General features: G+C 76.0%; 25 protein-coding genes. 16 read left to right on the plus strand and 9 right to left on the minus strand.

Features of this window, described 5'->3' with window-relative positions:
• Positions 1-44 precede the first annotated feature (44 nt).
• On the plus strand, positions 45-1,430 hold the full coding sequence (locus AC3WT4_RS06590) for an FAD-binding oxidoreductase (protein ID WP_492315035.1): 1,386 nt from the start codon (positions 45-47) through the stop codon (positions 1,428-1,430).
• A 32-nt stretch (positions 1,431-1,462) separates the two neighbouring features.
• Here AC3WT4_RS06590 and AC3WT4_RS06595 read toward each other — a convergent pair whose 3' ends face one another.
• The 6 genes from AC3WT4_RS06595 to AC3WT4_RS06620 form a co-directional block, all read right to left on the minus strand.
• The gene (locus AC3WT4_RS06595; RefSeq protein ID WP_108048254.1) at positions 1,463-1,930 is read right to left on the minus strand and encodes a sigma factor; all 468 of its coding nucleotides are present in this window, start codon (positions 1,928-1,930) and stop codon (positions 1,463-1,465) included.
• An 83-nt stretch (positions 1,931-2,013) separates the two neighbouring features.
• Complete coding sequence (locus tag AC3WT4_RS06600; RefSeq protein WP_108048256.1) at positions 2,014-2,196, minus strand: hypothetical protein; 183 nt, start codon at positions 2,194-2,196, stop codon at positions 2,014-2,016.
• A 126-nt stretch (positions 2,197-2,322) separates the two neighbouring features.
• Positions 2,323-2,898: a DUF4240 domain-containing protein gene (locus AC3WT4_RS06605; RefSeq protein ID WP_492315036.1), complete on the minus strand. Its 576-nt coding sequence runs from the start codon at positions 2,896-2,898 to the stop codon at positions 2,323-2,325.
• Between the two features lie 69 nt (positions 2,899-2,967).
• Positions 2,968-3,438, minus strand: a complete 471-nt coding sequence (locus AC3WT4_RS06610) for a phosphatase domain-containing protein (protein ID WP_492315037.1) — start codon at positions 3,436-3,438, stop codon at positions 2,968-2,970.
• Between the two features lie 117 nt (positions 3,439-3,555).
• Positions 3,556-5,289, minus strand: coding sequence for an acyl-CoA dehydrogenase family protein (locus tag AC3WT4_RS06615; RefSeq protein ID WP_492315038.1), 1,734 nt, complete (start codon positions 5,287-5,289; stop codon positions 3,556-3,558).
• Positions 5,290-5,371: 82 nt separating this feature from the next.
• Positions 5,372-6,052, minus strand: a complete 681-nt coding sequence (locus tag AC3WT4_RS06620; protein ID WP_492315039.1) for a TetR/AcrR family transcriptional regulator — start codon at positions 6,050-6,052, stop codon at positions 5,372-5,374.
• Between the two features lie 142 nt (positions 6,053-6,194).
• Here AC3WT4_RS06620 and AC3WT4_RS06625 point away from each other — a divergent pair, with 142 nt between their 5' ends.
• Entirely contained in the window at positions 6,195-7,760 is a 1,566-nt protein-coding gene (locus tag AC3WT4_RS06625; protein WP_400112134.1) for a class I adenylate-forming enzyme family protein, read from the plus strand.
• A 12-nt stretch (positions 7,761-7,772) separates the two neighbouring features.
• On the opposite strand, the gene AC3WT4_RS06630 is transcribed toward AC3WT4_RS06625, so the two are convergent.
• Positions 7,773-8,234 carry an Lrp/AsnC family transcriptional regulator gene (locus AC3WT4_RS06630; RefSeq protein WP_021482652.1) on the minus strand — a complete coding sequence of 154 codons (462 nt, stop codon included), beginning with the start codon at positions 8,232-8,234 and terminating at the stop codon, positions 7,773-7,775.
• A 191-nt stretch (positions 8,235-8,425) separates the two neighbouring features.
• Between AC3WT4_RS06630 and AC3WT4_RS06635 the strand changes: the two genes are divergently transcribed.
• From AC3WT4_RS06635 to AC3WT4_RS06650, 4 genes are all read left to right on the plus strand, one after another.
• Positions 8,426-9,862 carry an NAD(P)/FAD-dependent oxidoreductase gene (locus tag AC3WT4_RS06635; RefSeq protein ID WP_492315040.1) on the plus strand — a complete coding sequence of 479 codons (1,437 nt, stop codon included), beginning with the start codon at positions 8,426-8,428 and terminating at the stop codon, positions 9,860-9,862.
• A gap of 107 nt (positions 9,863-9,969) precedes the next feature.
• Entirely contained in the window at positions 9,970-10,695 is a 726-nt protein-coding gene (locus tag AC3WT4_RS06640) for a HEAT repeat domain-containing protein (protein ID WP_492315041.1), read from the plus strand.
• A 115-nt stretch (positions 10,696-10,810) separates the two neighbouring features.
• Positions 10,811-11,446, plus strand: a complete 636-nt coding sequence (locus tag AC3WT4_RS06645) for a sugar O-acetyltransferase (protein WP_074804557.1) — start codon at positions 10,811-10,813, stop codon at positions 11,444-11,446.
• 25 nt (positions 11,447-11,471) lie between these two features.
• Positions 11,472-11,807 (plus strand): YnfA family protein, encoded by a 336-nt coding sequence (locus AC3WT4_RS06650; protein WP_171467221.1) that lies wholly within the window; start codon positions 11,472-11,474, stop codon positions 11,805-11,807.
• A 51-nt stretch (positions 11,808-11,858) separates the two neighbouring features.
• Here the strand turns inward: AC3WT4_RS06650 and AC3WT4_RS06655 are convergent, their stop codons facing one another.
• The gene (locus tag AC3WT4_RS06655; protein WP_108050768.1) at positions 11,859-12,290 is read right to left on the minus strand and encodes a MerR family transcriptional regulator; all 432 of its coding nucleotides are present in this window, start codon (positions 12,288-12,290) and stop codon (positions 11,859-11,861) included.
• A gap of 66 nt (positions 12,291-12,356) precedes the next feature.
• Here AC3WT4_RS06655 and AC3WT4_RS06660 point away from each other — a divergent pair, with 66 nt between their 5' ends.
• From AC3WT4_RS06660 to AC3WT4_RS06680, 5 genes are all read left to right on the plus strand, one after another.
• Positions 12,357-13,607 (plus strand): MFS transporter, encoded by a 1,251-nt coding sequence (locus AC3WT4_RS06660; protein WP_492315042.1) that lies wholly within the window; start codon positions 12,357-12,359, stop codon positions 13,605-13,607.
• An 82-nt stretch (positions 13,608-13,689) separates the two neighbouring features.
• Positions 13,690-14,826: an RDD family protein gene (locus AC3WT4_RS06665; protein ID WP_492315043.1), complete on the plus strand. Its 1,137-nt coding sequence runs from the start codon at positions 13,690-13,692 to the stop codon at positions 14,824-14,826.
• Positions 14,827-15,058: 232 nt separating this feature from the next.
• Positions 15,059-15,304 (plus strand): hypothetical protein, encoded by a 246-nt coding sequence (locus tag AC3WT4_RS06670; RefSeq protein WP_108050762.1) that lies wholly within the window; start codon positions 15,059-15,061, stop codon positions 15,302-15,304.
• A gap of 43 nt (positions 15,305-15,347) precedes the next feature.
• Positions 15,348-16,130, plus strand: coding sequence for a deoxyribonuclease IV (locus AC3WT4_RS06675; protein ID WP_257416561.1), 783 nt, complete (start codon positions 15,348-15,350; stop codon positions 16,128-16,130).
• Positions 16,131-16,133: 3 nt separating this feature from the next.
• Positions 16,134-16,547 (plus strand): VOC family protein, encoded by a 414-nt coding sequence (locus AC3WT4_RS06680; RefSeq protein WP_492315044.1) that lies wholly within the window; start codon positions 16,134-16,136, stop codon positions 16,545-16,547.
• A 75-nt stretch (positions 16,548-16,622) separates the two neighbouring features.
• Here the strand turns inward: AC3WT4_RS06680 and AC3WT4_RS06685 are convergent, their stop codons facing one another.
• Positions 16,623-17,189, minus strand: a complete 567-nt coding sequence (locus AC3WT4_RS06685) for a COG4315 family predicted lipoprotein (protein ID WP_492315045.1) — start codon at positions 17,187-17,189, stop codon at positions 16,623-16,625.
• A 248-nt stretch (positions 17,190-17,437) separates the two neighbouring features.
• Here AC3WT4_RS06685 and AC3WT4_RS06690 point away from each other — a divergent pair, with 248 nt between their 5' ends.
• From AC3WT4_RS06690 to AC3WT4_RS06710, 5 genes are all read left to right on the plus strand, one after another.
• Positions 17,438-18,124, plus strand: a complete 687-nt coding sequence (locus tag AC3WT4_RS06690; protein WP_492315046.1) for a YceI family protein — start codon at positions 17,438-17,440, stop codon at positions 18,122-18,124.
• A 20-nt stretch (positions 18,125-18,144) separates the two neighbouring features.
• On the plus strand, positions 18,145-18,651 hold the full coding sequence (locus AC3WT4_RS06695) for a sigma-70 family RNA polymerase sigma factor (RefSeq protein WP_269467723.1): 507 nt from the start codon (positions 18,145-18,147) through the stop codon (positions 18,649-18,651).
• Positions 18,648-19,367: an anti-sigma factor family protein gene (locus AC3WT4_RS06700; RefSeq protein WP_492315047.1), complete on the plus strand. Its 720-nt coding sequence runs from the start codon at positions 18,648-18,650 to the stop codon at positions 19,365-19,367. The genes AC3WT4_RS06695 and AC3WT4_RS06700 overlap by 4 nt, the downstream gene beginning before the upstream one ends.
• 175 nt (positions 19,368-19,542) lie before the next feature.
• Positions 19,543-20,661: a glycosyltransferase family 2 protein gene (locus AC3WT4_RS06705; protein ID WP_492315048.1), complete on the plus strand. Its 1,119-nt coding sequence runs from the start codon at positions 19,543-19,545 to the stop codon at positions 20,659-20,661.
• Positions 20,662-20,747: 86 nt separating this feature from the next.
• A complete protein-coding gene (locus AC3WT4_RS06710; RefSeq protein ID WP_158097153.1) occupies positions 20,748-20,912 on the plus strand; it encodes a hypothetical protein in 165 nt (54 codons plus the stop codon).
• Positions 20,913-20,945 lie beyond the last annotated feature (33 nt).

A 20,945-nucleotide genomic window follows, 5' to 3' on the forward strand; every position in this document is an offset into this window, starting at 1 on the left:
TCCGGCCGTGCAGCGCGCACACCGCGACGAAGGGGACCAGCACCATGACCGCCTCCACCACGTTCTCGCCCACCGACGTCGCCGCGCTGCGGGACCGCGTCACGGGACGCGTCCTCGCGCGGGGCGACCTGCCCGACGGCGGCCCGACCGCCGCGGAGGCCGTCGCCGCGCACAGCACGCTCGTCGCGCACGACCCCGACGTCGCGGTGCTCGCGGAGACGGAGGCCGACGTCGTCGAGGCCGTGCGGTTCGCCGCCCACCACGGGCTGCCCGTGCGGTCGCACGCGACGGGCCACGGCGAGTCGTCGCCGATCACGGACGGCCTCGTGCTCGGGACGAGCGGCCTCGCGGGCGTCGAGGTCGACCCGGCGACGCGCATCGCGCGCATCGGTGCCGGGACGCGCTGGAGCGCGGTCGTCGACGCGGCGGCGGAGCACGGGCTCGCGCCCGTCACGGGGTCGTCGACCTCCGTCGGGGTCGTCGGGTACACGCTCGGCGGCGGGTACGGGCCCCTGACGCGCAGCCACGGCCTCACGTCGGACCGGGTGCGCGGCTTCCGGGTCGTGCTCGCCGACGGGTCCGTCGTCGAGGCGGGTCCGGACACCGAGCCGGACCTCTTCTGGGCGCTGCGCGGCGGGAAGGGCGGGCTCGGCGTCGTGACGCGGCTCGACCTCGAGCTCGTGCCGCTGCGCACGCTGTACGCGGGGTCGCTCACGTTCGACGCCCCGCACGTCGAGGGGGTCCTGCGCGGCTGGGCGGCGTGGACCGCGACCGCGCCCGACGACGTCACGACCTCGGTCGCGGTGCTCGCCCTCCCGGACCTCCCGTTCGTCCCGGAGCACCTGCGCGGCCGCACGGTGCTCGCCCTGCGCTTCGCCTACCCGGGCGACCCCGCGGAGGGCGAGCGCCTCGCCGCGCCGCTGCGGGCGCTCGCGCCGGCCCTCGCCGACACGGTCGGCGAGCTGCCCGTGACGGCCGTCGCGACGATCCACGCCGACCCGGAGGACGCCGGGCCGTCGTGGGTCTACGGCGCGGGCCTGCGGGAGGTCGACGGGGAGTTCCTCGACCGGTTCCTCGCCGAGCTCGGGCCGGGCAGCGGGTCGCCGTTCGTCGCGGCCGAGCTGCGGCACGTCGACGGCGCCGGGGCGCGCGACGTCGAGGGCGGGTCTGCCGCGGGTGGTCGCACCGCCGGGTTCCTGCTGAGCCTCGTGGGCGTCAACCCGCCGCGGCTGCCCGACATGGCCGCCGCCGCGGCCTCGTTCGCGCAGTGGTCGCAGCCGTGGGCCGCGACGGAGACGAACATCAACTTCCTGCCCGGGCCCTGGACGGACGAGACGCTCGCCCGCGCGTGGTCGCCCGAGACCGCGGGGCGCCTCGCGTCGGTCCGCTCGGCGTACGACCCGACCGGCCTGTTCGCCTGGCGCGTGTGACGCCGGGCACCCGCACGCGCGTCGGTGTCGGTCTACGACGTGGTCGGGGTGTTGAGCGCCTGCTCGGCGAGGACCTCGCCGGTCTGGGCGTCCAGGACGACGATCGCGTCGGCGGGCAGCGTCTCGGCCGGTGGAGGGACATAGTCCTCGACAGGTCGGCACGCGCGTTCGTGCACGACGTCGACGAGTCGTTCGCGCCGCCGTCGGCGCCAGTGGTCGACCCGGAGGTTCACCAGCACGCGTCGCGCGTACGGCAGCGGGTCCTGGCGTGCCCGCGGCCACGCCCGCCACACGCGCTCGTACGCCTGCTGCGTCAGCTCCTCGGCCCGGTGCCGCTCGCCGACCAGCAGGTAGGCCGTCGTGGCCAACGCTCTCGCCGAGTCGCGCACGAACGCCTCGAACTCGACCGCCGGAGACCGGTCTCCCACCGCGAGCGGGAGCGACGCCTCGACCTCGACGTCCCCAGACCCGACCCCCTGCTCCACCCGCACCTCCGCCATCGACCCTCCCGATCACCCAGGACAACGCACCAGCCCGCCGAGAGGTTGAGACGCATCGCCCCGGCGTCGAGCCGTGGGGTCGTTCATGTCACGATCAGCAGGACGACGTAGAGCACGAGCGCTGCTCCGAGGATTGCAGCGATCCACACGCGTGCGCGTCGGAGGCGGGCGGTCGCCAGCCCCAGAAGCAGCGGCGCCGCGAGGAGACCGACCATCACGCCGAGGTACGTCGGCGCCGTGCGGCACGGGTCGCCGAACGCGTCCACGCACGTGTCACGGCTGGCACCGAGGCCGAGGGCGAACGCGAACCGACGTCCGACGCGGCGGGCCCATCGTCGGACCCGGCAGCATCTCCGGGCGGCGCCGGTCGCGCGTGGGTCGACGCGATGCGGTCACACGGCGAACAGGGCGGTGAGCCGCGGGAGGCGACGCGCGTTCTCCTCGTCGTCGTCGAAGTCCCACTGCTCGCCGGTGGGCTCGCGGTGGGAGTGCCCCGACGACGTCCGCTCGCGCGCCGCGTGGTACGCCTCGTCGTCCTCACCCGTCGCGCGCGCCCAGGCACCGCCGACGAGCCACTCGAGGGACTCGTACCCGAACCACGGCGAGCCGCCGTCGGCCATCGCGGCAACCACGGGATGGTCGGCGAGCGAGTCCGGGTCGGCGACCGCACGCTCGAACGTCGCACGACCCGCGAGGACGAGCCCGTCGCGGAAGTCCATGAACCCGTCGTCGCTGCACCCGCCCTCGACGAGGTACGCCGCTCCCCACACGGGCCACGCGTAGGCGTCGCGCGCCACGGCACCGGCGACGTCGGCGAACGCGAGGATCTCGTCCGGGCTCAGCCGCTCGATGAGCAGTTCGGTCAGGACGCCGGGCAGCGGGTCGTCCTCGGCGCCGCGGTCGTCCGCACCCGCGCCCGCCCGGTCACGCGCGGCGTCGACGATCTCCCAGAAGGTCTCTCGATCCATGCCCCGGACGGTACGACCAGGCACCCACGGACGATCGCTCCTTGGCACGCCCATGTCCCGGAGCCGGATCTACGGGACCGTGCTGGCCCCGGTGCGGCGGACCCAGCAGCGCTGCCACGGCGTCTCGACGGCGCGGGGCCGGTAGTGCGTGCGAGCCCAGGCGACGGCGTCGTCGGGACGGACGCCGCCCCAGACGGCGAGGAGCGCGAGCGCCGTGCCGGTACGGCCGGTCCCACCCCCGCAGGCGATCTCCACGCGCTCGTCGGGGGCCCGCTCGTACGCCTCGCGCAGCACCGCGACGGCGTCCGGCGTGGACCGCGGCAGCGCGAAGTCCGGCCACCGGACCCAGCACGACTCCCAGGGCTGCGACGGCGGCCGCCTTCCGGTGAGGTAGACGCCGAGCTCCGGCTCGTCGCCCGACCCGGGCAACCCCGCGCGCAGCCCGCGACCCCGCACGCGCCGTCCGTCGGGCAGCTCGACGACGCCGTCGCCCCGTTCCCACGAACCCACGTGCCCCTCCTCGCCGACGAGGGCGCTCACCGACGCGAGGACCCCTTCTGGTACGGCCCGATCACGGCCTCGATCTCGGGCCACCGCCCTCCGAGACCGTAGCCGAGCAGGACGGGAGTGGCGCTCCAGACGCGAGCCGGCCGCCGGTCATGCGCCCGCGTGCCGCGCGAGGATCGCGTGCGCGTCGGTGCCGCGCGGCAGGACGCCGTACCCGTGCCCGCGGTCCTCGCCGAGCCGCGCGGCGACGAACGCGTCGGCCGTGCCCGACGGCGCGTGCCGCACCACGAGCGACGCCTGGAGCGCGAGGGCGAGCGACTCCACGACGCGACGGGCCTGCGCCTGCTGCGCCCCGGCGTCGGCCCCCGCGACCTCCGCGAGCAGACGGCGCGTGCGCGCGACGTGCGCGTCGAGGACGGGGTGCGCGCCCGCCGTCGTGGCGAGCTCCGCCTCGAACGCCGCGACGGACGCGGGCTCGCGGCCCATGGAGCGGAGCACGTCGAGCGCGATGACGTTGCCCGACCCCTCCCAGATCGCCATGACCGGCTGCTCGCGGTAGCGGCGCGCGAGGGGGAACGCCTCCGTGTACCCGTTGCCGCCCAGGCACTCCATCGCCTCGTAGGCGTGGTGCGGCCCGCGCTTGCACACCCAGTACTTGCTCACGGCCGTCGCGAGGCGGCGGAACGCGCGGTCGTGCTCGGACTCGCCGTCGTGCGCGGCCGCGAGGCGCGCCGACGTGAGCGTCGCGGCCTCGGACTCGAGCGCGAGGTCCGCGAGCACCGCGGTCATCGCGGGCTGGTCCACGAGCGCCGCGCCGAACGCGCTGCGGTGCCGCGCGTGCCACAGCGCCTCGGTGACCGCCTGGCGCATGCCCGCGGCCGAGCCGTGCACGCAGTCCAGCCGCGTGCGCGACACCATCTCGATGATCGTTCGCACGCCGCGCCCGGGCTCCCCGACGAGGAACCCGACGGTGCCGTCGAGCTCGATCTCCGACGACGCGTTCGACCGGTTGCCCAGCTTCTCCTTGAGGCGCTGGATGCGGAACACGTTGCGGGTCCCGTCCTCCAGCACGCGCGGCACGAGGAAGCACGACGGCGCCCCCTCACCCGGTGCGCCCGGCACCTGCGCGAGCACGAGGAAGGCGTCGGACATCGGCGCCGAGCAGAACCACTTGTGCCCGGTCAGCAGGTAGGCGCCGTCCGCCCCGGCGGGCACGGCCGTCGTCGCGTTCGCGCGCACGTCCGAGCCGCCCTGCTTCTCCGTCATCGCCATGCCGACGAGCACGCCGGGCTTGCTCCCCGGGGCTGCGAGGGCGCCGTCGTACCCGCGGGAGAGCAGGCGCGGCTCCCAGACCGCGGCGAGCGACGGCGCGTGCCGCAGCGAGGGCACCGCCGCGTGCGTCATGGAGACCGGGCACGCGTGGCCCGGCTCGACCTGCGCGAACAGCGAGAACACGGCGCCCCGCACGACGTTCGCCCCCGGCCCGGGCTCCGCCCACGCGCTCGTGTGCGCGCCGTGCGCGACGGCCGCCCCGATCACCTCGTGGTACGCGGGGTGGTACTCGACCTCGTCGATGCGGTGGCCCCGGCGGTCGTGCGTGCGCAGCACGGGCTCGTGGACGTTCGCGAGCTCGGCCGCGCGCTGGAAGTCGCCCGTCCCGACGAGCGCGCCGACCTCGACGAGCCGGTCCTCGCCCCACGCGCCGCCGTACGCGTGCACCGCCTCGCGCAGCACGGGGTGGTCGAGGTACTCGTTGACCCCCTCGCGCTCGGGCGGCTGGTTGGTCACGCGGTGGGTCGTGCGGGGTGCCGGGCGCGGGACGGCGCCGGCGGCGGTCCCGGCGGCCCGGCTGGGGGCGTCGCTGCGGGTGTCGGTCGGGGTCACGGTGTCCTCCTGCGGCTCTGCGGGTGGCTCGGGTCGGTGCTCGGGTGCTGCTCGGACGGGCGGGGCGGGTCAGGCGGGTGGGTCAGGCGAGAGCGCGCGCCACCGCCCGGGCGCCCACGGCCCCCAGGCAGAAGCGCTGGATCGTGGCGACGACGGCGTCCCGCTCGCCCGGGGTCGGCGCGGGGCCAGCGCACCGGCCGCCGCGGGCCGCGGCGAGCGGGGACAGCGGGCCGGTGAGCGACTCGCCGATCGCGCCGACGAGCGCGGTCGCGACGACCTCGACGTCCTGGTCGGGGATCTCGCCCGCCGCGACGCCGTCGCGCACGACGTCCGCGAACGTCGTCGCGTAGGCGCGGCGGTACTCGAGGCGCGCGGCGTCCACGGCCGGGTCGACGGGCTCGAGCAGGAGCGCCCACGCGAGCGTCGGGCCGCGCAGCGCGCGCCGCGCGAACGTGTCGACGGCGCGGCCGAGGCGTGCCGCGGTGCCGCCGCCCGGCGGGTCGTCGGGGCGCGCGGCGGCGGCCGCGCGCACCGCGTCGAGCTCGACGTCGGCCGCCTGGCGGAACACCGCGACGAGCAGGTCGGCCTTCGTCGGGAAGTACGAGTAGACGCCGCCGGTGCTCACCCCGGCGCGCGCCGCGAGCGCCTGCACGCTCGCGCCGGCGAACCCGTGCGCGGCGACGATCGTCCGCGCCGCGTCGAGCAGGGCGTCGCGCTTGCGCTCGCGCGCGGCGCGCGTCGCCGGGGTCTCGCGGTAGGCCACGGGCCCTCCCTCGCCGTCGGGTGAACCGCCTCGGGGCGGCTTCCACGAAGAATTGAAGCATGATTCAATTCATCGCGGTACCGGCCCGCCGGGCCGGGCGGGCGTCGAGGAGGACGCCGCGCACGACGTCGAGGAGGACGACATGCACCTGGGCAGCATGCTCGAGAGCACGGCACGCAAGGTCCCGGCCAAGGAAGCGCTCGTGCTGGGCGAGCGCCGCCTCACGTACGCCGAGCTCGACGCGGCCGCACGCCGCGCCGCGGCGGTCTTCCGGGACGCCGGCGTGCGCCCCGGCGACCGGGTCACGGTGATGACCTACAACACCCCGGGCTTCGTCGTCGCGGCGTTCGGCCTGTGGCGCGCGGGCGCCGTGCTCGTCCCCGTCAACCACAAGCTCCAGGCTCCGGAGGTCGCGCGGCTCGTCGCCCACAGCGGCGCCGTGCTGGGCGTCGCGGACGCGACCCTCGCCCCCGTCGTCACCGCCGCCGCGCCCCAGGTGCGCTGGCTGTGGACGGAGGCGGGCGCCGTCGGGCAGGACCCGGCGGGTGCGGAGGGGACGCCGGAGCACGACGACTTCGACGCGCTCGTCGCGGCCGCCGAGCCGTGGGACGGCGTGCCGCCGGACCAGGACACCATCGCCCAGGTGCTCTACACGTCCGGCACGACGGCGGCCCCCAAGGGCTGCGAGCACACCCACCGCGGGCTGAGCTCGGTCGCGGCCTACACGACCGCGGCCGTCGGCCTGCGGGCGGACGACCGCTTCCTCCTCGCGATGCCGATCTGGCACGCCTCGCCGCTCAACAACTGGTTCCTGTCGATGGTGTTCCTCGGCGGCACGACCGTGCTGCTGCGCGAGTACCACCCGATCGAGATGCTGCGGACGGTCGCGGCCGAGCGCACGACCGCGTTCTTCGGCGCGCCCATCGCGTACGTCGCGCCGCTCCAGGTCGCCGCCGCGCAGGGCATCGACCTGTCGACGTTCGACCTGTCGAGCGCGCGCCTGTGGCTCGCGGGCGGCGCGCCCGTCGGCGCCGACACGGTGCGGGCGATCCGCGCCGCCTACCCGGGCGAGCTGCACCAGGTCTACGGCATGAGCGAGATGGGGCCGGTCGGCACCGCGCTCGGCCCGGCCGACCAGGAGCGCAAGGCGGGCTCGATCGGGCACGCGGGCATGCCCGGCGTCGACGTGCGGGTCGTGGACCTCGACGGGAACGACGTCGGCCCGGGCGGGACCGGGGAGATCTGGCTGCGGTCGGACACCCGGATGGTCGGCTACCTCGACGACCCGGAGGCGACCGAGGCCGTGATCGTGGGCGACTGGTACCGCACCGGCGACGTCGTGCGCGTCGACGAGGACGGGTACCTGTTCATCGTCGACCGGCTCAAGGACGTCATCATCACGGGGGGCGAGAACGTCTACTCCCAGGAGGTCGAGGAGGCGTTGCGCGGGTCGCCGGAGGTCGCGGACGTCGCCGTCGTCGGACGGCCGCACGCCGACTGGGGCGAGACGGTCGTCGCGTTCGTCGTCCCCGCGCCCGGCGCCGAGCCGACGCTCGACTCCCTGCGCGCGTTCCTCGCCGACCGGCTCGCGCGCTACAAGGTGCCGCGCGACGTCGCGCTCGTGACCGAGCTCCCCCGCAACCCCTCCGGCAAGCTCACCAAGCACGTCCTGCGGTCGCGCGTGCGGGAGGGGACGACGGTGGCGTGAGGCCGGGGAGCCTCAGGGGCGCGCGTGCTCGAAGATCACGGTCGTGCTCGTCCCGGCCACCTCGGGTCGCACGCTGAGCGTCCGGGACACCAGGTCGCGCAGCGCGTCCGAGTCGGCGACCGCGACGTGCAGCAGGAAGTCGCGGTCGCCGGTGACGAAGAAGACGCCCTCGACGTCGGGCAGGGTCAGCAGGTAGTCGCGGAACGCCTCCAGGCCCTTGCGGGCCCCGGCCTGGAGGCGGATCGCGATGAGCGCCTCGAGCCCTCGGCCGAGCGCCGCGGGGTCGACGTCGGCCCGGAAGCCGCGGATCACGCCGCGGTCCACGAGGGCCCGGACGCGCGCGTGGCACGTCGAGGCGGCGATGCCGACGCGGGCGGCGACCGCCGCGTTCGTGGCGCGCGCGTCGGTCGCGAGGACGTCGAGGATGCGGCGGTCGACGTCGTCCAGCGCGGGCGGTCGAAGATCCTTCGGCACGGCGGGCCTCCCCTGGTCGGCGGGTGAACGTCGGGGCAGCGGCTGCCGCCCGGATCGACGATCCTTCGGCACATCTTGCCGCAGACCGAAGGATCCACCACGCTGAGAGTCGTGCGGCACCATCCCGCCGCACACCAGCCACGCGCCCGCCTCGCCACCCGCGGGGCGGGCGTCGGTCGAAGGAGCCCGGCGTGAGCACGACCTCTCGTCCCCGTCCCCGTTCCCGCGACGCCCGGACGGCACCCCCCGGCCGCGCCCCGCGCACGGCCGTCGTCGTCGGCGCCGGCATGGTGGGGCTCGCCACCGCGTGGCACCTCCAGGAGCAGGGCGTCGAGGTGACCGTCGTCGACCGCGAGGGCGTCGCCGCGGGCTCCTCGTGGGGCAACGCCGGGTGGCTGACCCCCGGCATGGCGATGCCGCTCGCCGACCCGTCGCTGTGGACGTACGGGCCGCGCGCCCTCCTCGACCCCGCCGCTCCCCTGCACGTCCCGCTGCGGTTCGACCCGCGCCTGTGGACGTTCTTCGCGCGCTTCATGGCGCACGCGACGCAGGCGCGCTGGGACCGCGCGATGGCGGCCCTCACCCCGATCGACCGCGTCGCGCTCGACGCGTTCGACGAGCTCGCCGCGGGCGGCAGCCTCGGCCACGGCGTCGAGGCCGGCACGACCCCCGGCCCCTTCACCGTCGCGTTCGAGCACGTCCGCGAGGCCCGGCCCTTCCTGCGCGAGCTGGAGCACGTCGCCGCCGCCGGGCAAGCCGTCCCCGTCCGGCGCGTCGAGGCCGGGGAGCGCGCGCACCAGCTCACCGACCGCGTCTCCACCGTCTACGCGCTGGAGGGCCAGCGCTTCCTCGAGCCCGGACCGTACGTCCACGCGCTCGCCGACTCCGTGCGCGCCCGCGGCGGCACCATCCTTACCGGCCTCGACGTGCTCGACGTCGAGCCCGGCCGCCTCGGCGCGTGCGTCTTCGCGCGCGCCGTGCACCCCGACGCCGCCCGGCACCCCGCCCTCGTGGGCGCCGGGGCGAGCGACGGGTCCGGGGTGACCGACGGGTCCTGGCCGGACGCCGGGGCGCCGCACCGGGCCGCGTCCCCCGCCGACCGCGAGGAGGGCGTCGTGCTGCGCGGCGACGCCGTCGTGCTCGCGACCGGCGCGTGGCTGCCCTCGCTCGCGGCGCCGCTCGGCGTGCGCACGCGCGTGCAGGCCGGACGCGGCTACTCGTTCACCGTGAAGACCGACGAGCCCGTCGAGACGCCGATCTACCTGCCCGCGCGCCGCGTCGCGTGCACGCCCTACCAGGGCCGGTTCCGCGTCGCGGGGACCATGGAGTTCCGCGGCCCGGACGAGCCGCTCCAGCCCCGCCGGATCGACGCGATCCTCGCGTCCGTGCGGCACCTGTTCCAGGGCGTCGACCTCGACGACCGCCACGACGAGTGGGTCGGCTCGCGCCCGGTCACGCCCGACGGCCTGCCCCTCGTCGGCGCGACGCGCACGCGCGGCGTCTACGTCGCGGGCGGCCACGGGATGTGGGGCATGGTGCTCGGGCCCGCGACCGGCCGGGCGCTCGCCCACCTCGTGACGACCGGCGAGACCCCCGACGAGATCCGCGCGTTCGACCCGCTGCGCTGAGCCCGACGGCGGGCGTCCCCGGACGAGCTCGGCTCCGTGCGGCCGTTCCGGCAGCCCTGGCCGAAAGACCCTGTCGGACGGGGGCGCCGCGTCCTAGCGTGGTCGTCATGACCGTGCGAGAGGAGCACCGGGCCGCGCTGCGTGCGCTCGACGGCGACCCGGCCGCGGTGCGCGCGCACCTCACCGCGGGGTCGGGGCTGCCCGGGCCCCGGGCGAACCTCGAGCTCCTGGGCGCGTTCGCCGACGTCGCGCCCGCCGACCTCGTGCGCGACCTGGCCGACGACCCCGACGAGTACCTCCGGTGCTGCGGGACGTGCGGGCTGGGCCGGCTCGTCGTCGAGGCCCCCGCCGACGCGCGCGCCGAGCCGACCGACCGGCTGCGCGCCCGCGCGTCGGACGGGTCCTGGCGCGTCCGCGAGGCCGCCGCGATGGCGCTCCAGCGCATCGGGGACGCCGAGCCCGCCACCCTGCGCGCGCTCGTCGCGGCGTGGGTCGCCGACCCCGACCCGCTGGTCCGCCGCGCCGCCGTCGCCGGGATCTGCGAACCGCGTCTCCTCCGGGACCCCGCGACCGCGACCGCCGCCCTGGACGCGTGCGCGGCCGCGACCGCCTCGATCGGCGCCCTCCCCGCAGACGCGCGCCGCGACCCCGACGTGCGCGCGCTGCGCCAGGCCCTCGGGTACTGCTGGAGCGTCGCCGTCGTCGGCGACCCGGCCGCCGGTGTGCCGCGGTTCGCGGCGCTGCGCGGGTCGTCGGACCCGGACGTGGCGTGGGTCGTGCGCGAGAACGAGAAGAAGGCGCGCCTGCGCCGGGTGCTCGACCGCACGTCCTGACCGGGCGCCCGAGTCACCCCGGCGGCGGCTCAGACGTTGTGCGCGAGGGGTCTTGCGTCGCGTCACGGGGATCTATATGTTTAACGGAAATACTAATTTACGACGAGGGAGTCCGATGAGCAGCACGACCGAGCCGACGACGAGGATGGCCGAGCTGGCCGCCACGGACGAGGACCTGCGCAGCCTGCTCTCCGGCGGGTGGCTGCGCTACCGCACGTCGCCCGCGCTGCAGGAGCTGACCCGCGACGCGCACGCGACGTGCGCCCGGATCGGGCGCGTGTACGACGAGGACGTCGACGAGGCGCGCCGCCTCTTCCACCGCCTCGTCCCCGGCGCCGAGGACGGGATCGACTTCCGCCCGCCGCTGACGATCGACTACGGCGACCGCCTCCTGATCGGCGCGCGGACCTTCATCAACGCCGACTTCATGGTCATCGGCGGCGGCCTCGTCACGATCGGCCCGGACTGCCTCATCGGGCCGCGCTGCTCGATCTACACGCCGAACCACGCCGAGGACGTCGTCCGCCGCCGCGAGGGCTGGGAGCGCCCCGAGCCCGTCACGATCGGCAGCAACGTGTGGATCGGCGGCTCGGTCACCATCACGCCCGGCGTGACGATCGGCGACGACAGCATCATCGGGGCCGGGTCCGTCGTCACGCGGGACATCCCCGCGGGCGTCGTCGCGGTGGGGAACCCGTGCCGACCCGTCCGCGCGATCGCCGCGGACCGCGCGGAAAGCACCGCCCGCTGAGCAGCACGCCCCTACGCTGGCGCGCATGGACCTCGCGCGCTCGATCCCGCTGTTCGTGCTCGCTGCCCTGCTCGAGATCGGCGGGGCGTGGCTCGTGTGGCAGGGGCTGCGCGAGCACCGGGGCTGGCTGTGGATCGGGGCGGGGGTCGTCGCGCTCGGGCTCTACGGTGTCGTCGCGACGCTCCAGCCGGACGCGAATTTCGGGCGCATCCTCGCCGCGTACGGCGGCGTGTTCGTCGCCGGCTCGCTCGCGTGGGGCATGGTCGTGGACGGCTTCCGCCCGGACCGCTGGGACGTGGCCGGCGCGCTGCTCTGCCTCGCCGGCGTCGCCGTCATCATGTACGCGCCGCGCCCCGAGTGACTGACGGCGACAGCCCGGGCCCACCTCCCGCCGAGCACGAGGTTGTCGTCGCTATCCGGCGGACGGCGACAGCGACCTCGTGCTCGACGGGACGCTCCCGGCGATGCGGTCCTCCGGCCGCTGCGCGTACGGGCGGATGCGGTCGAGGTAGTCGGCGATCGCCTCGCGGTTCTTCTCGAGGATGCGGATGCGGTCCTCCAGGCGCGCGAGCTCGGTCTCGAGGAGCGCGATCTTGTCCGGGTAGGCGTTGTGCAGGTGGATCTCCGGCGCGTTGCCGAGGCAGGGCAGGAACTCCTTGATGATCTTCGTCGTGAAGCCCACCTCGAGGAGCCCGCGGATCTGGAGCACGCGGTCGACGAGGTGCTCGCCGTACTCGCGGTAGCCGTTCTCGGCCCGCTGGGGCGTGAACAGGCCCTGCTCCTCGTAGTACCGCAGGAGTCGCGTCGGGGTCCCGGTGCGCCGGGACAGCTCGCCGATCCGCACGTGATCCACCTCACCGGGTCGTGTCGCTTGACCTTCACATCAATGTCAGACATCGATGCTAACCCCATGTCCACGACGAGCACACCCACCACCGGCCCCACGGCCGCCGCCGTCCCGGGCCCGACCTCGGCCGGCACTCCGGCGCCCCCGACGACCCCGGCGACCCCCGGCCCCGGCGTCCTGCCCGTCGGCGCGCTCCTCGCGCTCGCGGCGTCAGGGTTCCTCACGCTGCTCACCGAGATCCTCCCCGCGGGCGTGCTGCCCGCCATGGCCGCCGACCTCGGCGTCGGGGCCGGAGCGGCCGGGCAGACCGTCACCGCGTTCGCCGTCGGGGCGATCGTCGCCGCGATCCCGCTCACGCGTGCCACCGCACGGTGGGACCGCCGCACGCTGCTCCTCGTGACCGTCGCGGGGTTCGTCGTCGCGAACACCGTGACCGCGGTGTCGTCGTCGTTCGCGCTGACGCTCGTCGCGCGCTTCGCCGCAGGGCTCGTCGCCGGCCTGACGTGGGCGCTCCTGCCCGGGTACGTGCGCCGGATCGTGCCGGCGGACCGCGTCGGCCGCGCGATGACGATCGCCATGGCCGGCGGCCCGCTCGCCCTCACGCTCGGCGTCCCTGCCGGGGCCGTGCTGGGCGCCGCCGTCGGGTGGCGCTGGACGTTCGGCGTCCTCTCCGTCGTCGGGGTCGCGCTGCTCGCCTGGATCCGGCTCGGCGTCCCGGGCGCGGCGGGCACCCCGCGCGGCGCACAGCTCGCGATCCGCGCCGTCCTCCCCCGTCCCGGGCTGCGGCCCGTGCTGCTCGTCACCGGGCTCAACGTGCTCGCCAACACGTCGCTCTACACGTACGTCGCGGTCCACCTCGCGCACCTCGGCCAGGGCTCGCGCACCAGCGCGCTGCTCCTCGTCCTCGGCGCCGCGTCCGCCGGGGCGCTCGTGCTCGTCGGGGCGCTCATCGACCACCGTCTGCGCGCCCTCACCCTCGGGTCGGTCGTCGTCTTCGCCCTCGCGATGCTCGTGCTCGGCCTCGCCCCGACGTCGACCGTCGTCGTCGTGCTCGCCGCCGCCGCCTGGGGTGCCGCGTTCGGTGGCGCCGGGACGCTCTACACGACCGCCGCCGCCCGGGCCGCGGGCGACGGCGCCGACGTCGCGCAGTCCGCGCTCGTCACCGTGTGGAACACGTCCGTCGCGCTCGGCGGGGCCGTCGGCGGTGCGGCGCTCGCCGTCGCGGGCCCGGGCGGCCTCCCGTGGGTCTCCCTCGCGCTCATGGTCCCGGTGCTCGCGACCGTCGCCCTGGGCCGGCGGCACTCCTTCCGCTGAGACGACGGCCGAGCACGAGGCTGCTCCGCGTGCTCGGCGAGAGGGTGTGTTCAGCGGGAGCAGGGCGTGCCAGGATGCGCGCGTGGCCATCGATGCCCCGACCGGCAGGGGGCCGACGGAATCCGTCGGAGCCGGGAACCTCGACGACGCGCTCCCGGAGCTCGGACCCGCGCCCGGCCCCTACGCGAGCTGGTCGCGCCGGGTCGTCGCGTCGCTGCTCGACACCGCGATCGCCGCGACGGTGCTGTTCCTCGCCGTGGGGCCGGCCTACGAGGTCGTCTGGGTCCCGACGATCAGCTTCAGCACGAGCACGGAGACACCGGCGCCCGGCGGGACGTGGTGGGCCCTCGGGACCACGGCCGCGCTCCTCGCCCTCCAGGCCTGGACGGGCGCGACGCCCGGCAAGCGGACGGTGGGGATCGTCGTCGTGCACGACGCCACGGGTCGCCCCGCGGGTCTCGTGCGCACGGTCCTGCGGGACGTAGCGCACATCCTCGACGCGCTGCTCTACATCGGTTTCCTCCGGCCCCTGTGGAACGCGCAGCGCCGCACGTTCGCCGACTCGCTGTGCAGCACCGTCGTGCTCCAGCGCGTCCGGTCGCCCGTCCCGTTCCTCGGCCCGGGCACCGGCGTGGGCGGCCCGACGCCGTCGCGCGTCGTGACCGGCGCGGCGACGCTCGCGGCGGTGGGCAGCGCCGTCTTCATGCTCGGCCCCGCCACGTCCACCAGCGGGGACGTGTGGACGTCGTCGTGCACGCCGCCCACGACCGCCCCCGCGCCGCTGCTCGTCGACGACGTCCAGGTGTCGAGCTGGTCGACGGCAGGCACCCTGACGCGCTGGGGAGTGACCCGTACGACGCCTCTGCCGCCTGCGACCGGCACGGACGCCGGGTTCGACGCGAGGTTCGGCCTGGACCTCCCGGGCCCGACGCTCGCGGCCCCGCTGGACTCCGCGCTCGTCCTGCGCCTCGAGACGTGGCAGGGCGACGAGCTCGCGGAGCTCCGCTCGCCCTTCCACGTGGAGCCGACGCCGGACGGCGGGGTGTCGTGGGAGGCAGTCGGCCCCACACCGCCCGGTTCCGGTCTCGACACCGTCCACGTCCCGGCGGGGACGGTCGACCTGCTGCCGCAGGCCTGGCGCTGGGAGGCCTCGGTGGTCATCGACGGCGAGGAAGGCCCGCAGACGATCGCCACGTGCGGAGCCCGCGGCCCTTCCTGACCTGACCCCCCGCTGCCGTCGAGCACGGGGTCGGCGACCGGAATCGGGCTCCGGCGGTCGGGAACCCCGTGCTCGGCGCCGGGGTAGGGGCGCAACATGGCCGAAACGTTCAGGACGACCGGGGGAAACGTCGCGGTCGCACGATGAGGGGGCGCCGGGCGGCGAGCCCGGCGCACCAGCATCGTCCCGACCCTCCGCCGCCCCGCGCGACGGAGTCCCCGAGGAGGCTCCCGTGCCGGACAACCGCCCGCTCTTCTCCGCCCCGCCCGCCCCGACGTCGGCCGGCCCGACCACGGCGGTGCACCGCGCGGCCGACCACGGCGCCGCACCCGACCTCAACGTCCACGGCGAGCCGCGCCGTCGGGCGAACCCCGGCGACGAGCTCACGGTCGACCCGACCGACCGCCGTCGGCGCGCCCGCGCGGCGCTGCTCGACCTGCGCCGCGACGTCATCCGGAAGAGCTCGACCGGCTGGTGACGAGCGGCCGCGCGCGTGGGCGGTGCCGCGTAGGTTGGTCCCCATGCGGATCGGAGCCCACCTCGACCAGTCGGACGTCGTCGCGCAGGCAGCGAGCATCGGCGCGGACGTCGCCCAGATCTTCCTCGGCGACCCCCAGTCCTGGAAGGGACCGGAGTTCACGTTCCCGGGCGGCGCAGAGGCCCTGAAGGACGCCGCCGCGGCGGCGGACCTCGAGCTCGTCGTGCACGCGCCGTACGTCATCAACGTCGCGAGCCCCAACAACCGCATCCGCATCCCGAGCCGCAAGCTCCTCCAGCAGATCGTGGACGGCGCGGCGGCGGTCGGCGCGACGGGCGTCGTGGTCCACGGCGGGCACGTCACCGCGAAGGAGGACCCGGCGAAGGGCTTCGACAACTGGCGCAAGGCGATCGACGCGCTCCAGACGGACGTGACCGTGTACATCGAGAACACCGCCGGGGGCGACTTCTCGATGGCGCGCCGACTCGACCGCATCGAGGGCCTGTGGGCGGCCGTGCAGCAGGCCGACGGCGCCGAGAACGTCGGGTTCTGCCTCGACACGTGCCACGCGTGGGCGGGCGGCATCGACCTCACGACCGCGGTCGACGACGTGCGCGCGATCACCGGCCGCGTCGACCTCGTGCACCTCAACAACAGCCGCGACACCGCAGGTTCCGGCGCCGACCGCCACGCCGGCCTCACGGCCGGGACGATCGACCCGGAGCTCCTGCTCGGGGTCGTGCGCGCGGCGGGCACGTCGGTCGTCTGCGAGACGCACGCCGACGTCCCGGCCGACGTCGCGTGGTTGCGCGAGCAGGTCGGCTGAGCCGTGGGAGACCCGCGCCCGCTGCGGCTCCGCAACGTCACCGTCGACGCGCGCGACCCGCGCGCGCTCGCAGAGTTCTACCGGCGCCTGACCGGCTGGGCGTACACGCCCGGCCACGAGACCGTGGACCCGGCGGGCGACGACTGGCTCTCGCTCCAGGTCCCGGGCGGCGCGTCGCGCCTCGCGTTCCAGCAGTCCGACGCCGAGGTGCCGCCCTGGCCCGGCGGGGCGCGCGTGCACGTCGACCTGGACGTCCCCGACCTCGACGCGGCGCACGAGCACGCGCTCGCGTGCGGCGCGCGACCGCTCACGGGCACCCCGGAGGACGAGGGCCACCCCGACGACCTGTTCCGCGTCTACGCGGACCCGGAGGGCCACCCGTTCTGCCTGAGCTCGCCGCCGCTCGACCACCCGTGACCCACCCGCGTGAGGCGGGCACGCACGCGGCCGACCCCGCGGGACCAGCCCGCGCGAGGTCGGCCCGCGCGCCGGTCAGTAGCCCGACCCGGCGGCGGGGGCCGCGTCCATGATCTCGGTGCCGTCCGGCGCCACGACGTGCCAGACGCCGTTCACCCCCTGGCCCGTGACGTCGCCGGGGCCGGTGTCGGCCGCGTACGTGTAGACCGGGCGGCCGTCGACGGTGACCTGGAGCTCGCCGTCGACCCCGGTGATGGTGCCGACCTCGCCCGTCACGCCGTCGACCTCGGGGTCCGCGCTCGCCGCGTGGACGGCGGGCCACGCGGCGGCGCACTCGCCCTCGCACGCGCTCGAGCCCGCGCCCTTCGTGTCCTTGTCGTAGTAGTAGACGGTCATGCCCTGGCCGTCGACCACGATGGTCCCGAGCGACGAGTCCGCCGTGCCGAGCGCGACGCCCGCCGAGCCGTCGGAGGTCGAGCCGTCGGAGGTCGAGCCGTCGGACGTCTCTCCCGACGGGCTGGAGCCACCGCCCCCGTACAGGCCGCCTCCCCCGCCGGAGCACCCGGCGAGGGTGGCGGCGAGCAGGGCGGTGACGGCCCAGGTGGTGGCGGCCGGGACGCCGGTGGTCAGGGTGCGTCGCATGTCGACTCCTCGGAAGGACGGTCGGGGTCGCGAGCACGGCCCCTACTCTCACGACGGCGCGGCGCGCCGCGAGGTTCACCGGGCCCGCACCCGCGCGTCGGCCCGCACGCCGCACGCCCGTCCGACGGCCCCGTCCGTCTCCCGGGGACGATCCCCGGCCGCCCGTCGACGGACCCGGGTGAACCGATCGGGCCGCGGCCTCGTCTCCCAGGTGACGGAGTCGCAGAGGATGATCGGAAGGGGCAGACGTGCGCAGGAGGACGAAGGTGCTCGTGGGGGTCGGGGTCGGTGTCGTGGTGCTCGGCGGTGCGGCCGTCGCGTTCGGCCCGGGCCTGTACGCGGACTGGTCCAACCGCGCGGCGGCCGAGGAGCCGACGCTCGACGCGTCGTCGGGCGACGGCGCCGCGCTCGACCCGGCCGACCTGGCCGGTGCGTGGACGGTCGGGGACGGCTCGTACGCGGGGTACCGCGTGCACGAGGTGCTGCAGGGCGAGGACGTCACGGTGACCGGCCGGACCGAGGAGGTCACGGGGACGTTCACCGTCGCGGACGGCGCGCTCACCGCGGCGACGATCGAGGTCGACATGGCGAGCGTCGCGACGGACGAGCCGCCGCGCGACGCGTACTTCCGGGGCGACGCGCTCGAGGTCGGGACGTACCCGACCGCGACGTTCGAGCTGACCAGCCCCGTGGACCTGCCGACCGGCTCGGCCGACGTCGAGCTCGCGGGCGACCTGACGATCCACGGCGTGACGCAGGCCGTCACGGTCGAGGCGCAGGTCGGCCCGACCGCCGACGGCGTCCAGGTCGTCGGGAGCGTGCCGATCACGTTCTCCGACTTCGACGTGGAGGCGCCGAACCTCGGGTTCGTCACGGTCGACGACGCGGGCAGCGTCGAGTTCGGCCTTGACCTCGTGCGGTCGGCCGGGTCGTGACCGACGGGGAGGTGCCGCGCGTGCGCGCCGACGCCGACGACCTGCTGCGGGCGGTCCACGCCGCGCACGGGCCGGCGCTGGAGCGCTACGTCGCGCGCCTCACCGACGACCCGGCGCAGGCGCAGGACGTGGTGCAGGAGACGCTGCTGCGCGCGTGGCGCCACCCCGAGGTGCTGGAGCGTCCGGAGGGGTCGGTGCGCGCGTGGCTCTTCACGGTGGCGCGCAACCTCGTCGTCGACGAGCTGCGCAGCGCCCACCACCGCCGCGAGCTCGCGAGCGCCGACGTGCCCGACCGCGGCGAGGCGGATGCGACCCAGGCCGTGCTCGACGCGTGGCTCGTCGCGGACGCGCTCGTGTCGCTCTCGCCCGAGCACCGGGCGGTCGTCGTCGACGCGTACTACCACGGGCGGTCCGTGGCCGAGATGGCGTCGGCGCACGGCGTCCCGCCCGGGACGGTGAAGTCCCGCATGCACTACGCGCTCCGCGCGCTGAGGCTCGCGCTGCAGGAGAAGGGAGTCTCGTCATGACCGCCACCCCGGACCCGTACCGCGAGTGGGACGCCGCCTACGTGCTGGGCGCGCTCAGCCCGCACGACCGGCGCGCGTTCGAGCAGCACCTCGCGACGTGCGCGGCGTGCCGCGAGGCCGTCGCGGAGCTCGCGGGCATGCCGGGCATCCTCGGGATGCTCACGGCCGAGCACGCGGACGCGCTCGTGGACGACGCGCGCTCCGACGTCCCGGCCGAGGCGTCCGGCGGGGCGGGGGGCGCCGTCGTGCCGCTCGCGGTGGTCGCCGCGAGCGCCCGGCGGCGCCGCACCCGACGGCGGTCGCTCCTGTCCGTGGCGGCGGTCGGCCTGGTCGTCGCGGGCGCGGCGGGCGGGGTGGCGGTGACGCGGTCGGACGACGCCGGCCCCCCCGCGACGTCCGCCACGACCCAGGTCGCGCTCGAGCCGGTCGGGGGCGCGGACGTGCGCGCCGAGCTCACGCTCACCCCGGCGTCGTGGGGCACGCGCCTCGACTGGTCGTGCTCGTACCCGGCCGGGGTGTGGGAGGACGGCGCGACGTACGAGCTCGTGCTCGTGGACGACGACGGCACCCGCTCGGTCGTGGCGACGTGGTCCTCGACGGAGGCGGGGAGCTCGTCCGGCCTGGGCGCGTCGTCGGCGGTGCCGGTGGACGGGATCGCGCGGCTCGAGCTCGGGGTCGTGGGGGTGGACGGCGCGCTCGCGGCCGCCGACGTCTGACCGCGTCCGCGCCGCGAGGACGGCGCGAACCCTCAGGAAAGCCTCTGGTTGAACGCTCGATCGGACTTCCGGAACGCTGAGCCAGACCTCGCCGACCGCTGCGCCTCCACCGGGGGAACGCTGAGGCGGCCGCCGGAGGCTCCTTGTCGACAGCACTCGTCGACTGGAGCCTCCGGTGAACACCACTGCCCCGCACACCCCCCGCCACGGCACCGAGGCGGCCGCCCGTCCCGCGGACGGGCCCGCCGTGCGCGTCGTCGTCGTCATCCCCGCCCACGACGAGGAGCAGGCGCTCCCCGCCACCGTCGCCTCGCTCGCGGCCCAGACGCGCCGCCCCGACCGGGTGCTCGTCGTCTCGGACAACAGCACGGACGCGACCGTCGCGGTCGCCCGCGCCGCCGGCGCGGACGTCATGGAGACCGTGGGCAACACGGCCCGCAAGGCGGGCGCGCTCAACCAGGCGATCGCGACCACGACGGAGGACGTCGTCATGGTCCTCGACGCGGACACCACGATCGCCCCCACCTTCGTCGAGGAAGGGCTCGCCGTGCTCGCCTCGGAGCCCGAGGTCGCCGCGGTCGGCGGCGTGTTCCGCGGGCGGCCGCCGCAGGGCTACCTGCAGCACTGCCAGGCCAACGAGTACTCGCGCTACGGCGTGCAGGTGGACCTCACGGGCCGCACGGCCGTGCTCACGGGGACCGCAGCGCTCGTGCGCCGCACCGCGCTCCAGGAGGTGGCCGACGCCCGCGGCTCGATCCTCCCCGGCGAGCGCGGCGACGTGTACGACCGGCACGCCATCACCGAGGACTCCGAGCTCACGCTCGCGCTGCGCACGCTCGGCCACGAGCTGCGCTCGCCCGTCACCATGAGCTGCACGACCGAGCTCATGCCGACGGCCGGCGACCTCCACCGGCAGCGCGTCCGCTGGTACAAGGGGATGCTCGACAACCTCGCCGAGTACGGGCTCACGCGCACCACGTGGCGCTACGTCGGCCAGCAGGTGATGCTCGCCGTCGGCACGCTCATGATGGCGGCCTACCTGCTCCTCACGGTCGTCACCCTCGTGGCGGGGACCTTCACGCTGTCCCCGCTGTGGGCGGCCGTCGGGCTGGTCTTCGCCGCGGAGCGCCTCGTCACCGTCTGGGGCGCCGGGCGCCGCGCCCGGCTGCTGGCCGCGCTCGTGCTGCCGGAGCTCCTCTACGACCTCGCCCTGCAGCGCGCGTTACTGCACGCCGCAGCGCTGTTCGTCACGCGGCGCCAGACGACGTGGAACCACGTCGCCGCCACCGCCTGACCCTCACCCCCCGCCGACCCGCCCCGCCGCGCACGCGACCGGGACGTCCTCGGCATGCCCTCACCCGTCCCGGAAGGACAGCAGCCATGTACAACTCGACCCTCGCCCAGACCGCCCCCGTCCTCGCCGTCACCGGCGTCGCGACCGCGTTCCACGTCGTCGCGGCCTGGACGCTCCTCGTCGCCGGCCTCGCGCTCGTCACGACGGCGCGCGTCCTGCGCCGTCGGGCCGCCGCCCGCGCGCAGCGCTGAGAGACGGCCGACGAACAGCCCTGCCCACGACCG

It is taken from the genome of Cellulosimicrobium sp. EB106-03-01-XG111, from assembly GCF_058792115.1.

What these genes read in the sequence shown, in the direction of transcription:
- AC3WT4_RS06590 (WP_492315035.1), top strand. Translation starts at nt 45, where the DNA reads ATGACCGCCTCCACCACGTTCTCGCCCACCGACGTCGCCGCGCTGCGG.
- AC3WT4_RS06595 (WP_108048254.1), bottom strand. Translation starts at nt 1,930, where the DNA reads ATGGCGGAGGTGCGGGTGGAGCAGGGGGTCGGGTCTGGGGACGTCGAG.
- AC3WT4_RS06605 (WP_492315036.1), bottom strand. Translation starts at nt 2,898, where the DNA reads ATGGATCGAGAGACCTTCTGGGAGATCGTCGACGCCGCGCGTGACCGG.
- AC3WT4_RS06625 (WP_400112134.1), top strand. Translation starts at nt 6,195, where the DNA reads ATGCACCTGGGCAGCATGCTCGAGAGCACGGCACGCAAGGTCCCGGCC.
- AC3WT4_RS06640 (WP_492315041.1), top strand. Translation starts at nt 9,970, where the DNA reads ATGACCGTGCGAGAGGAGCACCGGGCCGCGCTGCGTGCGCTCGACGGC.
- AC3WT4_RS06645 (WP_074804557.1), top strand. Translation starts at nt 10,811, where the DNA reads ATGAGCAGCACGACCGAGCCGACGACGAGGATGGCCGAGCTGGCCGCC.
- AC3WT4_RS06650 (WP_171467221.1), top strand. Translation starts at nt 11,472, where the DNA reads ATGGACCTCGCGCGCTCGATCCCGCTGTTCGTGCTCGCTGCCCTGCTC.
- AC3WT4_RS06660 (WP_492315042.1), top strand. Translation starts at nt 12,357, where the DNA reads ATGTCCACGACGAGCACACCCACCACCGGCCCCACGGCCGCCGCCGTC.
- AC3WT4_RS06675 (WP_257416561.1), top strand. Translation starts at nt 15,348, where the DNA reads ATGCGGATCGGAGCCCACCTCGACCAGTCGGACGTCGTCGCGCAGGCA.
- AC3WT4_RS06685 (WP_492315045.1), bottom strand. Translation starts at nt 17,189, where the DNA reads ATGCGACGCACCCTGACCACCGGCGTCCCGGCCGCCACCACCTGGGCC.
- AC3WT4_RS06700 (WP_492315047.1), top strand. Translation starts at nt 18,648, where the DNA reads ATGACCGCCACCCCGGACCCGTACCGCGAGTGGGACGCCGCCTACGTG.
- AC3WT4_RS06710 (WP_158097153.1), top strand. Translation starts at nt 20,748, where the DNA reads ATGTACAACTCGACCCTCGCCCAGACCGCCCCCGTCCTCGCCGTCACC.